The following is a 16,602-nucleotide window of genomic DNA, read 5'->3' as shown; positions in this document are numbered from 1 at the left end:
ATTATTGGCTTTAATTAAAATTTTAGTTTGACTATAAATAATAAGTTTTGAAGATTAAGATTATGTTCGTTGTTCATCTAAAGCTATTCAGTATTTATGCTCTTTTAAATATTAACTTAAACAATAAAACATAAATGGAATGAGAAAAGGGCTAACAATAGCGGTAATAATGGCCGATACAATAAGTGCTAAAGAGCCATAAGCTGAATGCTGGTAGCTGATTTTATTTATTGTGGCTGTTCCTAAACTATGACTTGCTGCTCCAATAGCTGAACCTTGAGCTTCAGCTGATTTAACATTAATGAAATTCAGCCAGGCTGGGCCAAACATAGCACCAAAGAATCCAGCTAAAATAATAGCGAAAGCGGTAATGGAGGCATTTCCATTCAATGTATCTGAGAGAGAAAGAGCAATAGGTGTTGTAACCGATTTTAATGATAAGGATACAGCTATTTCTGGTAGTGCGATAAGCCATATTGTTAAAATCATACTTACGGATATAACGATAAATACGCCTAAGGTAAACAATATCAGTAGAGTACTTAATTGTCGTTTTATAGTATTTAAATGTTGATATAAAGGAAAACCTAATGCAACAACAGCAGGCTCTATAAGAGAAGTTAGTAATTGAGTATGGCCAAAATACTCTTCAAAGGGCATTTTTAAGTAGATAACACAGGCAGAAGTTACCACTATTGAAAAGAGTAGAGGATTCAGCCAAATAGCTTTTACTTTTGCTTGCAACATCGCAAAAAATTGATAAATACCTATAGTACACACAATAAGTATTGCAGATAATCCAACTGAAAGTAATTGATCGGTAATGGCCATTTTCTAGCTCACACTTTCTGAGTTTTCAGGATTTTGAGTGTTATTTTGTTTTCTTATTTTTAACTCGAATAACACGCCAATCACAGTGATCAGAAGAAAAGTAGTGATGAATATGATAAAAACAATGGCAAAGCCGTGTTGTTTAATTAATTCAAAATGTTCAATAATCCCGACACCAGCAGGTACAAAACAGACAATCATATTTTTCATTATCCATTCGATACTTGATTTAATTCTGTCTGCAGATACAACTTTAAAGTGTAATAACAAGGTAAAACAAGTTAGCCCATATAAACTTGAAGGTAATCCTCCAAGAGTATGAGCAATAACTTTGCCTATTATCACGCATCCAGCAATAGCTAAAATACTATAAATTGCATCTTTCATGGTTTATCTATCCGTGTTTAACATTCAGAAGCGGCTTCTATTACTAACTGTCTAAACCAAATATGGCTAGCGTCATGATGAAGCAGGGGACTCCAGATCATTTTCAATTCGATTTCAGGAATATCAAAAGGAGGATCAATTATCGTGTATTTTTCTTCACTCTTATGGATCATCGCAGCTTTAGTCGGCAATGTTGCCACTAATCCGTCTTCATAAGCTAATTGCATTGCCACATTATAATTACGTGTAAATACTTTAATATCACGCTTCTTACCTAATCGAGCTAAAGCTTCGTCTACCCAACCTAATTTTTGTACATCTTTCGGATTCATTCCTACACCAACGCCAAAACCTGTTTTTGATACCCAAACATGCTTAGATGATAAGTACGTACTTAAATTAAAGTCACTCGCGATAGGATTATCTGCACTTATTAAACATGAAAAACTGTCTTTCCACACGGTTTTCTGATGAAACGATTGTGGTAGTTCATCAAAACGGTTAATCGCCATATCAATCTTACCTGCTTCAACATCGTGAAAGGTAACATCGCTTGGTGTCATAATGTCTATGGTTACATTGGGGGCTATTTTATTAATCTTTCTTAATAAGTTAGGTAATAACGTTGAGGCTGCATAATCACTTGCCATAATTCTGAAAACACGTTGGCTGCTTTCTTCGTTAAATTCTTCTTCACCCTGAAGAGCTTCTTCAAGCTCTAATAAAATCTTTCTTATGGTAGGTGCTAATGCTCTTGAACGCTCTGTAGGCACCATTCCATCAGAAGTTCTTACAAGAATTGGATCGTTAAATAATACTCTTAATCGTTTTAAACCATTACTCATTGCCGGTTGTGTAATATTAAGTTGACCCGCAGCACGAGTGACATTTTTTTCTCTTAATAAAACGTCTAGATAGATGAGGAGGTTTAAATCGATTTTTGAAATATTCATGAGATCAATAATACTTTGTAAAGTTATAACTTAAGTATATAACTTTTATAGCTAATTATCTCAAGTGATTTGTATATTAAAGTTAATATGGAAGTTGATATTTTGATTTAAGAGAGAGAAGGGGAGAAATTCACTTTTATCAATATAAGTTGTTTTTTAGAGAAAGAATGACAGTGAAAGTTATTCTAATTGAGTTTAAAAAATGACGCGCCAATGATTTTTTAAGTGATTGCTATATTTGACATATAAAACAAAAAAACCGCATAACAAGTATGCGGTTTTATTTAGTCGAAATGTTTAGTATTAATTAAAAACTATACACTAGCGTAATCGCTGTTTGTGTATCAAGTTTCTTAATATCTTCATCAACTTCAGTATTGTAATCAAGTTTAATAGATACTTTTAACTGAAGAGTTTCAATTAACTTAGTTGTTAATGAAGACTCCGCATTAAAAACACTGTTCTTACCTGATTTTGGTGCATATTTCGCACTTGCTGATTGCTTAAATTCAACATGCTCATTGATTTGTCTTATATAAAGAGCTTGAGCTTGAACAATAAAAGCAGTGTTAATTTCAGATGTGTCTTTAATTACATCTCGTTTGTAACCAGGACCGATATCAGCAAAAAATGATGAAGTTTCACTTTTATACCATTCACGACCTAAACCAACTGAAAAAGAGCTTTGATTGTCGAAGTTACCAGTAATACTGTTGTCTTCATAAGACACATCACTATAAACATAGCTTTTGTTAGACTTGTTTAAAATGTAATTTGTCTTTGAAACGATTGACCACTTTCTATCAGTCGTTTCGAATTCATCAGTACCATCATCTTGTTCTTCATCAGCTTTTTTAACTAAGATGTCAAAAGCAAGAGTACTGCGCCATAGATCTTTTTCATATTTAAAATCGTAACCACCTTTTAAATCAACACTTTTCGTGTTTCCCGTCTTAAAAAGCATACCTAATTCAGCAGATGAAGAGATTGCTGATTTTTCAGCTGGCTCAGCGGCTATTGCTACTGAGCTAGATAATGTTAAGCCAAGTGCAGCGGCTACAATTAATTTTTGGTTCATTTTAGTCTTCTTTATTCATGTGCAAACCCATTTGTGGGTAAGGAATTTCAATACCAGCTTCGTCTAGAGATACTTTGATTGTTTCTAATAAATCGAAGTATACAGGCCAGTAGTTAGATGACTTAACCCAAGGACGAAGCACTAAATTTACAGAACTATCAGCTAATTCGCTTACACCAATAGTTACAGCTTGATCTTTTAATACTAATTCATGTTCGTTAGCAATTTTTGCTAAGATTTCTTTAGTTTTAGCAAGATCTGCGTCATAGCTTACACCAATAACTAAGTCGATTCTACGAGTAGGTTTAGTTGAATAGTTAGTGATTGTACCGCTTGTAATTGCAGAGTTAGGGATAATAAGAGTTTTGTTATCACCAGACTTTAATTGAGTAGAAAAAATATGAATTTCTTCAACTACACCAGCGCTACCTGCAACTTCAACGAAGTCACCGCTTTTAAATGGTTTTAATACGATAAGTAAAACACCTGAAGCAAAGTTTGATAAAGAACCTTGAAGTGCTAAACCTACTGCTAAACCAGCAGCACCAATAATTGCAACTAGAGATGTTGTGTTAAAGCCCATGTGCGAGATTGCAGCGATAATTGATACGAAGAATATTAAGCTAAATAAAATGCTACCAACAAAGCTTGCAACAGCTTTATCAATATTTTTAGCAAGTAATACTTTAATAACTGTGTTGCTTACAACTCTAGCAACCCATTTACCAATGATGATGATTGCAATAGCTATAACAAAATCTATAACGTATTGTAAAAGTTGATCTTGGTTATTTGAAAACCATTCAGTAATCATTTCCATGTTGTTATCCTTTATTTTAAGTAGGTAATATTTTGAAACAAATTGATTATATATGATGTTTTTTATTATAAAAAGGAAAGTTGTGAAAAAATGTTAATTTTTTGTTAATTTTATCGTTTCTATTGGGCTGTAGTTACATTGAATATCAAGAAAATAATTTGTATAGTATGTTTTTATAACAATTTAGAAGATGAATTTAAAATAATATAACCATTTATATCCCTTTAAATATTAAGGTTATTTGCTATTTTAAAATATAAAGTCAGTTTATTACTGTAAGGATTAATGTATTTATTTACTTAAACTATGACGAGGAATACTCGTTTAAAAGGAGATAATTATGTGGTGGTGTGAAAGCTTTTAGTTTTTTAGCATGTTTAATACCAAACGGATTAATTTATTGCTCACTTAGCGAGAATTTAAAGGCTTAGAGGCACAGGTTCATAGTTCCAGACTGAACCTAAGCACCTACATCCATGTAGGCGAGGCATTGATTGAAGAGAATGGTTATTCTCGGTAACTGCTCCTGCGTTACCCTAATGTCCTACATCCATGTAGGAACCTTGTCAAAATCAATAACGCGGCATATAAGCCTTTAAATTCTCGCCCTTCGGGAGCTCATTAGCAAACTGATAACATCACAAAATTAAAAAAATATAGAATAACTATGTTTAATCTCTATGGGTTTAATTCCCCGCAGCTTGCTGCGTAGGGTTTCGTTTTTCGACTAATTAAACATACCCCTTCCTGCGAAGCAGGTTCGAGGTTACGAGAAAGCTTGCTACGGGGTTGTTGACTTCAATTTTGCTTGTTCTAAGCATTGCTAATGTAGTTCTAAGTTGCTCAATAAATTAATCCGTTTGGTATAAGTAGTATGGAAGTTTTAATGAATAGTATTGGTATTCAAATTATAAATGCGTATCTATAACGATTAGGAGATATAAAAAAGGTACTTAACCGTACTATATTAACGATTAAATACCTTTGTCATGTGTGCGACTTAGTTAGGAGATTACTTTCCGCGCTGTTCTAGTATCTCTACTGCAGGTAATACTTTACCTTCAACAAATTCTAAAAATGCGCCGCCGCCTGTTGAGATATATGAAACTTTGTCAGCTAAATCAAACTTATCAATAGCAGCTAATGTATCTCCGCCACCAGCAATTGAGAAAGCTTCACTTTCTGCAATAGCACGTGCTGTAACTTCAGTACCTTTAGCAAATGCATCAAATTCAAATACACCACATGGGCCATTCCAAAGAATTGTTTTAGCATTTTTTAAGATATCAGCGGCTTTTGCTGCAGATCTAGGTCCGTAATCGATAATATCGTCATCGCTACTAATTTCTGAAAGTTCTTTGATTTCAGTTACTGCATCATGAGACCAGTCGCTAAAACCTACTTTAGTGGTTGTTACATCTTCAGCAAAGATAACTTCAGTTTCTTTACATAAACGTTGAGCTTCAGGGATCAAATCTTTTTCGTATAAAGAGTTACCTACTTCGTTTCCAGCTGCTGCAACGAAAGTATTTGAGATACCACCACCAACGATAAGTACGTCAGCAATTTTAGATAAAGCATCTAAAACCGTTAATTTAGTAGAAACCTTTGAACCACCTACTACAGCAACTAATGGACGAGCAGGGTTATCAAGTGCTTTACCTAATGCTTCTAATTCAGCCGATAATAAAGGACCAGAAGCCGCGATAGGTGCAAATTTAGCAACACCATGTGTAGAAGCGTGTGCACGATGAGCCGTACCAAAAGCATCCATTACAAAAACGTCACATAATGCTGCAAGTTTTTTAGATAAAGCTTCATCATTAGCTTTTTCACCAATGTTAAAACGAATGTTTTCAAATACAACAAGCTCACCAGCAATAGATTCAACACCGTTTAGGTAATCTTTTTCTAGTCTTACAGGGAAGTTTAATGCTGCTGCCAAATAATCAACAACAGGTTGTAGTGAAAGTTCATCATTGGCTTCGCCTTCAGTCGGGCGACCTAAATGAGACATTACCATCACTTTAGCACCAGCTTCTAAAGCAAGTTTTAATGTAGGTAATGCCGCTCTTAAACGTGCATCTGATGTGATTTTTCCGTCTTGAACAGGTACATTCAAGTCTTCTCTGATAAGTACACGTTTTTGTGATAAATCTAGATCTGCCATTTTAATAATAGACATTTTGGATCCTTATAATTTTATAAATAAATTTTACTGTTATTTGTTTAATGTGTCTGCCATCACTTTAGCGGTGTCTAACATTCTGTTAGCAAAACCCCATTCGTTGTCACACCATATTAATAGTTTAACAAGGCGTTTGTGACTGACTCGTGTTTGATTTCCGTCGACGATACATGAATGAGGATCATGATTAAAATCAACAGAAACTAAAGGTTCTTCGGTATAACCTAAAATACCTTGTAATCCATTGTTTTGACTGTTTTGTATTGCTTGATTAATGGCTTTTATATCTACATCTTTAGATACCGTTAAGCTTAAATCCATAGCGGTTACGTTTAAGGTGGGTACACGTACGGCAATGGCTTCAAAACGTCCTGAAAACTTAGGTAGTATACGTTCAATACCGATAGCAAGTTTAGTATCTACAGGAATAATAGAGTGGCTTGCGGCTCTCGATCTTCTCAAGTCAGGATGATAAGCATCAATAACTTGTTGATCATGCATTGAAGAATGAATAGTGGTTATGGTGCCACTTTCAACACCGAAGGCATCATCAATAGCATTAATAACAGGTACTACACAGTTAGTTGTGCAAGAACCGTTGGAAACGATGTTGTGCTCTTTAGATAAAATATGATGATTAACACCATAAATAATAGTCGCATCAACTTCCGCATCACTTGAAGCAGGGTGTGAATATAATACTTTTTTAGCACCTTGTTTTAAGTGCTGCTCACCTTGATCGTATTGGTCAAACTTGCCCGTACATTCAAGCACTATATCTACTTGGTGTTTAGCCCAAGGGAGATTAGATAGTTGCTTTTCGTGAGATAAATGGGTGAGTTTACCGTTGATCAATAGTTGATTATTGTGAAGCTCTACAGGAAAAGGGAAGCGCCCGTGAGTTGTGTCGTATTTTAATAAGTGAGCAATACCTTCTGGGGTTGCTATCTCATTAATGGCGACTAAATTAAATTCATCTGATCTGTTACTTTCGAATAAAGCTCGAGCAACGTTGCGACCAATTCTTCCAAAACCATTTATGGCGATATTTATAGGCATATTAACTACAAAATAAAAAAGAACCTGCATAACAGGTTCTTTTGTTTAAGGCTTAAAAATTAAAGACTTTTAACTGTTTCAACAATATTGTCTACTGTGAAACCAAAGTGTTCTAATAATACATTGCCAGGAGCTGATTCACCGAATGTTGTCATACCGATGATTTTTCCAGAGAAACCAACATACTTGTACCAGAAGTCAGTATGAGCTGCTTCAATTGAAACACGTTTAACAACACTTGCAGGTAAAACTAATTCTTTATATGCAGCGTCTTGCTCATCAAAAATGCTAGTAGATGGCATAGATACAACACGAACGCTATCACCTAATTGCTCAGCTGCTTGCATTGCAATTGCAATTTCAGAACCTGTCGCGATTAAGATAACTTCTGGAGTTCCTACACTATCTTTTAAAATGTAAGCACCTTTAGCTATGTTACTTACTTGCTCTGTAGTTCTTGATTGAGCAGGTAAGCCTTGACGCGAGAATATTAAAGACGTTGGAGCCTTTTGGCGTTGAATAGCATTTTTCCATGCTACTGCAGATTCAGTTGCATCAGCTGGACGCCATGTCACCATATTTGGTGTATTACGTAAGTTAGCTAATTGTTCAACAGGTTGATGCGTTGGGCCATCTTCACCTTGACCAATAGAGTCATGGGTATACACAAAAATGTTTTGAATACCCATAAGTGCAGACATACGTACAGCGTTTCTAGCATATTCCATAAACATCATGAACGTTGCACCGTAGTTAATAAAACCACCGTGTAACGAAATACCGTTCATAATACCGCTCATACCAAATTCACGTACACCGTAGAATATGTAGTTACCAGCAGCATCTTCTTGAATGCCTTTTGAGCCCGACCATAAGGTTAAGTTAGAACCTGCTAAATCGGCAGAACCACCTAATAACTCAGGTAAAATATGACCAAAAGCTTCAATAGAGTTTTGCGATGCTTTACGAGACGCTATGTTTTCAGCTTTGTCTTGGCATTGTGCAATGTATTCATTAGCTTTTTGTTCAAACTCAGCAGGTAAGTCGCCTTTAATTACACGTCTTTCATATTCAGTAGCAAGTTCTGGGTAAGCAGCTTGGTATGCAGAGAAAGTATCATTCCATTGTAATTGCTTAGTTTTACCTTGTTCTTGTTGGTTCCACTGTGCAACGATATCGTCTGGAATTTCAAATGGTGCATGTGGCCAGTTTAAAAATTCACGTGTTGCTGCAATTTCTTCATCACCTAGAGGAGCACCGTGACAGTCGTGTGTACCTGACTTGTTTGGTGAACCAAAACCAATAATTGTTTCACAACAAATCATTGTTGGCTTATCGGTTACTGCTTTAGCCGCTGTAATAGCTGCAGAAATCTCTTCAGGGTTGTGACCATCTACACTGATAACATGCCAGCCGTAAGATTCAAATCTTGCAGGAGTGTTATCTGTAAACCAACCTTCAACTTTACCATCGATTGAAATGCCATTGTCATCCCAAAAAGCAATTAACTTACCTAAGCCTAATGTTCCTGCTAATGAAGATACTTCATGAGAAATACCTTCCATTAAACAACCGTCACCTAAGAAACAGTAAGTAAAGTGGTCAACAATATCATGGCCTTCACGGTTAAATTGCGCCGCTAAGGTTTTCTCTGCAATTGCCATACCTACAGCATTTGATAAGCCAGCACCTAATGGTCCTGTTGTTGTTTCAACACCCGGTGTATATCCATATTCAGGATGACCCGGTGTTTTAGAATGTAATTGACGGAAGTTTTTTAAATCATCTCTTGATACGTCATAACCGGTTAAATGCAATAGTGAATAAATAAGCATAGAACCATGACCGTTAGATAAAACGAAGCGATCTCGGTTTACCCATTGTGGATCTGATGGATTATGATTTAAAAAATCACGCCATAAAACTTCAGCTATATCAGCCATTCCCATAGGGGCACCTGGATGACCTGATTTTGCTTTTTGAACAGCGTCCATACTTAATACACGTATTGCATTAGCTAGATCTTGACGAGATGTCATAATTACTCCGCTTAAAAATGATAGAATTTAAATAGGCTTATTCTCACCTGAACGTACCCATAACTGCAAATGTTATTCTGCTATTTGTTATACTTTATTTGTTATGTTTCATATTGACTGTAAATGTAATTCAAAAACACCTATAAATTTAAGGTGATCATCAGTATATTGAACCATTATCCTCATATTTTTTAGCTAATTACCTTTTTTATGAAAAAACAAATCTATCAGCCATTGTTTACTTTTATTTTGTATTTAACGGTATGCCTATTAACTGCTTTGTTATTTGAACCTTTATCTATTCTTCTTTTATTAGGTGTTTCAGCGGGTATTTCAAGTGCAGTAATTATTTTATGGGGGAAACGTCAAGTTTTTCCGCTTGTTTTAGGCAGTATTACGTTAAATTCGCTTTTAAATTATTATTTTTCAGCTGGCTTAGAGTTATCTATATTTATCCTTTTTACTCTAGCCTTTTGCGCGCAAGGTATTTGGGCAAAAAAATTAACCGAAAAGTTAATATCTCACGGACAGTGGTTAAATAGCCGTAAAAAACTATCATCTTTCATCTATAAAGTAGGCCCGTTAGCCTCTGTAATTTCAGCTTCTGCATCAGTATTAATCATGATACTTTCTGCTAAATCATTTGATATCAACTTGTTTTATGTTTTTTGTCAAACATGGTCTTTAAGTGTATTAATTTCAATTTTTGGTATTCCGCTTTTATTATTTGTAAATTCAGATCAGAGCTTTAATAAAGGTAAACAGCTATTTGTTATCATATCTTCTGTTTTAGGTGGAATTTCAATCGCTTTACTTTTTAAGATAGGACAAGATCAAAATGAACATTATCGTAACGATGATTTTTTTAAAGTTCAGTCAACTATTGAACTTAAGTTAGAGCAAGAATTACAACAAATAGAACAACAGTTAAATTCATTGAAAGCCTATTTTGAAGCCAGCCGCTTAGTTAATGTTGAATCATTTTATGAGTTTTCAGCCTACATACTTAACGAACGATCAAAGATTGAATCGTTTGAATGGGCCCCTTTTGTAGAAGATATCCATAGAAGTACTTATGAAAGATATATGTCTGAGGTTTTAGATATACATTATGTGATTAGCCAGCAAACGATTATGGGAAATAACATAAAATCAGGAACGTTAGATCTATATTTACCCGTCCAATATGTTTTTCCTCGTTATCAAAACGAACAAATATTAGGTGTGGATTTATTTGATCATATAGATAAAAAGAAAGCGATTAAAGAAGCCATCACAACAGGAAGAGTATCCGCAACCTTACCCATAAATATGGTTGAAGGTGATTTTTCTAACCCTGTAATTTTAATTGCCTTACCCGTTTTTAATCATAATTTAAAACCATTATTTGGCCAATATAAACAACAGGGGAGTTTGCCTGTTTCAGGTGTCGTTATTGCTGTTGTGAGGGTTTCAACATTCTTTCAAAATATGATGAACTATGCGGATGAGAAAGATATTAACTTGATGGTATCTGATGTTCATAAAGGAAGTGAATTTACTATAATTGGGAGTCACTTAGATTCACCTGATAGATTATCAAGTAAAAAAACTATAGATGTATTTTCTCGTGAATGGGTTTATGAACTTTCTGAGAAAGATACTTGGGTTTTACAATATAAATCTTGGCAAACCTGGGCAACTTTATTAGGTGGCACCTTAGGAGGTATTGTTTTTCAGTTACTTATTTTAATGATGGCGGCCTATTCGACAGAATTAAGTAGTCGCGTTACCCAAAAAACACGTGAGTTGATTATATCGAAAGAAAAATCAGATAATGAAAACCAAGCAAAAACAGGCTTCTTGCAATCGTTAAGTGTTGAATTACGTACTCCATTAAGTGTTATTAAGCGCTTAGTAGAAATTTTCCCTCAAAACGACTTAGCCAAAAAAGAAAAAGCTTACATTGCTAGCATTTCTAGCGCTGCGCTTAATTTAGAACAGTTAGTTGATACGTTAAATGAACTGTCGAGTATTGAGTCTGGTCGGTTAACACTTAACACTCAATCATTCGATTTCATTCTTTTTCTTCGAAGAATGGAAGAAGTGGTTGAAGCGCAAACTAAAGATACCAAGTTCATGATCCAAGAAGATGTTCCTCAGTTTATTGAATCAGACGAGTTACGCTTACAGCAAGTTTTCATCGCTTGTACTGAAAATGCGCAAGAAATACTAGAGAGTCAAAATATTTGTGTGTCTGTAAAGGTCCATTTTCATCATCACAATAGTGCAACGATAGTGTTCGTATTGCATGTATTAAAAACTAACCAGTTGATTACACAAAACGATCTGGAATCCAAAGCACCTATAGAAGGTGGAAAGTTTAACTTAAGAATGGAGATGGCTAGAGAATTATGCAATAAACTAGGCGGCAACATTAATCTTGCTCGATTACCATCTGGTGAACTGATGCTACATGCCTCTGTTAAGGTTAAAATATCTCAAGAGCAAGAGTTAGGAATAGGGCGTTTTAATGTACCATCAATTGAGAATATTTCGGTTCTAGATGTTAAACGTATTTTGTTTGTTGAAGGTCCTAGTAAACAAAATAAAAACATGTATAGGCAACTTTTATCTTTAAAACATTATGTGGATGTTATTTCTGATGTTGATAAGATTGAAGAAAGCTTATTACTCAAAAAATATCATTTAGTTATTTTTGATTGCTCTGAAAGTGGAATGGATATAAAAGCAATTCCTTCGCCATTAAAAGGACAGTTTTCTACTTTAGACACACTTGCTTTATTTAATGATACGATTGAAGATAATGTACTTTCATTAGTTAACCATAAATTTACAGCCTACGTTGTGCTCCCAATTACCACTGAAAACTTAAGAACACTCATTCTTAACCATTTTAGATAAGCCTGTACTTTACTTTTGTTGAGGGAAGGGGATGTAGTTAGGTAGTAAGGATAGAGTCGTTTGATTAATTAGTACTAAATAATCAAACGACTACTGACGGTGGTATTTATTGTTTACTAGACGTTTTAGGCGTCAATATGCTCTTGAGAAAGTCCCACGTTTTTCTTTACTACAGACAAAATCTCTGCTTTTGTGGAAGGTTTTATAATATATCCTTTAAGCCCATAATTAGCCCACTTCTTAACAAGTTCTTTATTCTTATTACCCGTTAGAGCTATAACAGGAGTATCTATGCCTTTAGATAGCTGGCGTATCTTTTTAGTGGCATTTAAACCATCCAAATTAGGCATAAATAAATCCATAAGAATTAAATCATAACGATTTTCTTTTATTTTATTTAATGCACAAAGGCCATCTTCTGCTTCATCTACTTGATAATTTTCTTTCGTAAGTACATTCGATATCATGTCTCGATATAGTTTATTGTCTTCAACAACTAAAATTGAGTGAGGTAACGTATTATTATCTTCAGGGGGAACTTTTGGGTTTTCTGCTAGTTTTTCATTAATTAGTTCATCATCTATAAGGTCATTGGACGTTGTTTCTAAATCATTATTTCTTTTTTTAATGGATGGGACATGTGTGATCAGTCCTTTGCTTTTCTGTTTTTTTACGGGAAGAGCTTCTTTAATACTGCCTTGTTGCGATAATAATTGTGTAATTATATTGTCGAGGCTTGAGCGTATATCTTTTTCTAATAAATGTAATAAAGGATGAACATGGTCTTGGTTAATACTATTTAACAACTCCTGTGGAGAATCTAAGTCATTAATATCTTTTATTAAATCTGATGTTGGAACTTTTGAGATATCTTCGCGACTTTGTGATATTTTTTTCAATAAGTTCTGTTTACATTTACTGCCTTCATCAATTAATGCAGAAAGTTCTTCATCAATTTTCTCACTAAGCTCTTCACTATCGGTTTGAATTTTACTGTCAGCTTGTGTTTCGGTAAGTCCACTTTGCACTATCATCAATAATCTTAAACGTTCATAGAGCGGTTGAAATACAAAATAATTATCAAAAAGACCTTTCATACAGCATCTAAACGCAAGAGATGACTCTTTATTATTACAAAGTAATACACTGTAATGTATGTGTTCTAATTCGGATTCTTCGACTAAAAATTTATAATATTCGACACACTTCTCTATACTTGATAGTGCAAATAATATAACAGCAGGTGCCGTTTGATGAATATACTCAGTGGTATTTTCATCTAAGAATATTGTTCTATATTCGTCTATGTGATTAGCTAAAATGTTAGCTGCGCCTGCGGTATCGTCACCATTATCCACTAACATTATGACTTTGGGATGACGACTGCCAACTAATAAAGGGTTAGGCTTCATTTTTTATTACTCCGTAAACCTGCTTGATCGAGTTATTGATACAAATAATCAACTCTTTACATTTATTTTTATCATTAAGTTCAGATATATTTTCCAATTGTTGTAAATAGTCAGCTGTTAGCTCAGCTCCTATAGCTTTAGCTGAGGTTTTTAAAAAGTGAGATTCACTTTTTAATGCGTTAAAGTCGGTTTTGCTATAGGCATCACTTAACTTAGCAATAGATTGTTTTGCCTGTTGTAGAAACTCTATTTGAAATTTTTTTATTAACTCTTGATCATCACCAATGAGGTCAAGCATGGTGTTGCTATTGAATATTTTTAATTGTTCATTACTCATGTGTGTACCACTTTTTTAACATTGTTCTTAAATCGGATAATTGAATGGGTTTACTAAGAAAATCATTCATGCCTGACGCTATACAATATTCAGCATCACCGCTCATTGCTGCTCCTGTTACGGCAATAATTTTTATAGGCTTAATTTTTTTCGTTTTCTCTATTGCTCTAATTTGTTTAGTCATTTCATAGCCGTCTATATTGGGCATATGACAGTCAGTTAATATCAGGCTGTAAGAGCCTTCTTCCCACATAATTCGTCCTTGTAATCCGTCGTCAGCAAGCTCGCAGTTATAACCTAATCTTTCTAATTGCTTTACTATAAGCTTTTGATTCAGAGGATTATCTTCCACAACTAAAATATCGACTTTGTTTGGTTTATCCTTAACTTCTGTAGGACTAGTATCAAAGTCGAAATCAAGTTCATCTAACGATAATGAATCATCATTTTCTTCTTCAAGATCAAGCTCTAAAGAGCTTAAATCGAGATCATCAAGGTTTAACTCGAAACCACTTTGCCAAGTATGTTGTATGCATTGAACAAGCTGGATACGAGTCATAGGTTCAGAACAACTTACATGAACACCTTTAAACGATTGCCTTGTTTCATCTATAGACTTTCTACTCACTGCTATAGTGATTCTGTTTTTACTGGCCGTTTCCTCAAGCAGTTGGGTAACTGTGTTTTTATTTTCATCATCGTCATCTAATAAGATAAAAAGTACATCGTAGCTTGCTTTTGTTTGAATATATTCCTCAAGGGTATAAGTACTAACAACTGCACCTTCATATTTTAAGTACTGTTTGTAATCATCTGATTTGTTCTTTGTATTTTCATGACAGTTAATGATAGAAACCCGAATATTTGAGAGTGACTCAATATCCATAGCTCTAGTTTCTTGAGAGTTTATGAAAGGGATCTCCGTATCAAAACAAGAACCTTTACCTTTTTCGCTGGTAAGGGTGATTTTTCCACCCATTATTTCAGTTAACTTGCCACAAATGGCTAACCCTAAACCAGTGCCGCCATACTTTCTGGTAGTTGAACGCTCAGCTTGAATAAAAGGGTTAAATAGCTTTGTTTGGGTGTCTTTATCTATACCAATGCCATTGTCGATAACTTTTAAACTGATAACGCTTTTGGAATTGGTTTTTTTAGTGATCTGAGTGACTAAGCTAACTTTTCCTGGTTTTTTAAGTGATGAACTTGTGAATTTTAAGGCGTTACCGATAAGGTTAAATAAAATTTGTCTAACTCTCATAGGGTCGCCTTTGATAAACATAGGCGTTTTGGGATCTTCATCCACCTGTAAAGAGATGTCTCTTTTTATTGCAACAGGGATAAATACTTTAATGACGTTATCTATAATTTCTGAGATTGAAAAAACACGTTCTTCTAAAACCAGCTTACCTGCTTCAATTTTATTAATATCTAAGATGTCATTTAAAATAAAAACCAAGTTTTCAGCAGAGGTTTTTGCTGTACTTATTAAGTCTTTAGACTCGTGAGTTTGCTTAGTGCCTGTTAATAAATCTAAAGAACCAATTACACCATTCATTGGCGTTCTTAATTCATGACTCATCATTGAGAGAAAATCAGACTTTATTTGACTCGCATTTTCAGCGTGTTCTTTTGCTTTAATCAGTTCTTTGGTTCTTTCAGCAACACTGTCCTCAAGATGACTGTTCATTTTTTTGAGTTTTAATTCAGCATTGTGTATTTCAGTTTCATCAATACAAATACCATCAATGCGATAAATATTACCTATATCATCATAAACAGCGCGTCCAATACTCTGAAAATACTTAATGGTTTTATCTTGTAAAATAACACGATATTTGTTGTTGACGTCTTCACCTGTTTGAAGAGTATGTTGTGTAATTCTTTTCATTTCGTCTATGTCTTCAGGATGAACCGTTGCCATCCATTTGCCTATGTCTCCTATATCTTCATTGGCTAAACCTACCATCTCGTTTGCATATAAATCCCAAGTGAAATTTAGCTTTTCATTAACACGATCAATGCACCAGGTACCAATTTTACCTGCTTTCATTGTGATGTTTTTACTTTCTATAGCATTGTTTAATTCGTTAAGTATTTGTTTATTTAACGTGTAGTCGGTAAGCGTTCCTATGATCGTTTTTGGTTCGCCATTCTCGTAGAAGAGTTTGCCTTTAATATTAAACCAATAGGTTTGATTTTTTATGATCATTCTAAATTCAAAATCCAAAGGGGAATTACATTGAATATGTGATTTGAAAAATATCTCAAATAATAATAAATCTTCATGATAAATAGCTTTCTGGAATATTTCCCAAGTAAAGGTTTCATCTGAACTAACTTGTAATAACTCTTTAAATTTTTGTGAAAATACGGCAGAGTTTTGTTTTATATCTAATTCCCAAATACCAATATTACTACTTTCAATTGAGTTGATTAATCTGGAAAGGTAGATGTTTTCTTGTTGGTATTTATATTGGGTGCTTTCATCTTTGGCCAATATTAATATTTTAAATTTGTTACTGATTAAAGGGCTGATACAAGCTTTGTAAATACATGCGTTATCAGTAGGAAGTTTATGAGAAAGGTAGATG

General features: G+C 34.3%; 12 protein-coding genes. 1 reads left to right on the top strand and 11 read right to left on the bottom strand.

Features of this window, described 5'->3' with window-relative positions:
• Window positions 1–111: 111 nt before the first annotated feature.
• From ACPUVN_RS10135 to tkt, 8 genes are all read right to left on the bottom strand, one after another.
• Window positions 112–831, bottom strand: a complete 720-nt coding sequence (locus ACPUVN_RS10135; RefSeq protein ID WP_426360436.1) for an LrgB family protein — start codon at window positions 829–831, stop codon at window positions 112–114.
• Window positions 832–834: 3 nt separating this feature from the next.
• Complete coding sequence (locus ACPUVN_RS10130) at window positions 835–1,218, bottom strand: CidA/LrgA family protein (RefSeq protein WP_426360437.1); 384 nt, start codon at window positions 1,216–1,218, stop codon at window positions 835–837.
• Window positions 1,219–1,235: 17 nt separating this feature from the next.
• Window positions 1,236–2,171, bottom strand: a complete 936-nt coding sequence (locus tag ACPUVN_RS10125) for a LysR family transcriptional regulator (RefSeq protein ID WP_426360438.1) — start codon at window positions 2,169–2,171, stop codon at window positions 1,236–1,238.
• Between the two features lie 307 nt (window positions 2,172–2,478).
• Entirely contained in the window at window positions 2,479–3,249 is a 771-nt protein-coding gene (locus ACPUVN_RS10120) for a DUF481 domain-containing protein (RefSeq protein ID WP_426360439.1), read from the bottom strand.
• Between the two features lies 1 nt (window position 3,250).
• Window positions 3,251–4,069, bottom strand: a complete 819-nt coding sequence (locus ACPUVN_RS10115) for a mechanosensitive ion channel family protein (RefSeq protein ID WP_426360440.1) — start codon at window positions 4,067–4,069, stop codon at window positions 3,251–3,253.
• A 1,012-nt stretch (window positions 4,070–5,081) separates the two neighbouring features.
• Complete coding sequence (locus ACPUVN_RS10110; protein WP_426360441.1) at window positions 5,082–6,254, bottom strand: phosphoglycerate kinase; 1,173 nt, start codon at window positions 6,252–6,254, stop codon at window positions 5,082–5,084.
• Window positions 6,255–6,290: 36 nt separating this feature from the next.
• A complete protein-coding gene (epd, locus tag ACPUVN_RS10105; protein WP_426360554.1) occupies window positions 6,291–7,316 on the bottom strand; it encodes an erythrose-4-phosphate dehydrogenase in 1,026 nt (341 codons plus the stop codon).
• Between the two features lie 59 nt (window positions 7,317–7,375).
• On the bottom strand, window positions 7,376–9,355 hold the full coding sequence (gene tkt, locus ACPUVN_RS10100; protein ID WP_426369028.1) for a transketolase: 1,980 nt from the start codon (window positions 9,353–9,355) through the stop codon (window positions 7,376–7,378).
• Between the two features lie 210 nt (window positions 9,356–9,565).
• Here tkt and ACPUVN_RS10095 point away from each other — a divergent pair, with 210 nt between their 5' ends.
• On the top strand, window positions 9,566–12,259 hold the full coding sequence (locus ACPUVN_RS10095; protein WP_426369027.1) for a CHASE domain-containing protein: 2,694 nt from the start codon (window positions 9,566–9,568) through the stop codon (window positions 12,257–12,259).
• Between the two features lie 125 nt (window positions 12,260–12,384).
• Here ACPUVN_RS10095 and ACPUVN_RS10090 read toward each other — a convergent pair whose 3' ends face one another.
• The 3 genes from ACPUVN_RS10090 to ACPUVN_RS10080 are packed head-to-tail and all read right to left on the bottom strand — an operon-like array spanning window position 12,385 to window position 16,508.
• Window positions 12,385–13,671, bottom strand: a complete 1,287-nt coding sequence (locus ACPUVN_RS10090; protein WP_426369026.1) for a response regulator — start codon at window positions 13,669–13,671, stop codon at window positions 12,385–12,387.
• Window positions 13,661–14,008 (bottom strand): Hpt domain-containing protein, encoded by a 348-nt coding sequence (locus ACPUVN_RS10085; protein WP_426360445.1) that lies wholly within the window; start codon window positions 14,006–14,008, stop codon window positions 13,661–13,663. Before ACPUVN_RS10085 ends, ACPUVN_RS10090 begins: the two co-directional genes overlap by 11 nt.
• Complete coding sequence (locus tag ACPUVN_RS10080) at window positions 14,001–16,508, bottom strand: ATP-binding protein (RefSeq protein WP_426369025.1); 2,508 nt, start codon at window positions 16,506–16,508, stop codon at window positions 14,001–14,003. Before ACPUVN_RS10080 ends, ACPUVN_RS10085 begins: the two co-directional genes overlap by 8 nt.
• Between the last annotated feature and the right edge of the window lie 94 nt (window positions 16,509–16,602).

The organism is Pseudocolwellia antarctica, assembly GCF_049933045.1.
In the GTDB taxonomy this organism is placed as follows: Bacteria; Pseudomonadota; Gammaproteobacteria; order Enterobacterales; family Alteromonadaceae; genus Pseudocolwellia.
Note: the sequence above shows the minus strand (reverse complement) of the source record. Positions and strands in the feature narration are given on the sequence as shown.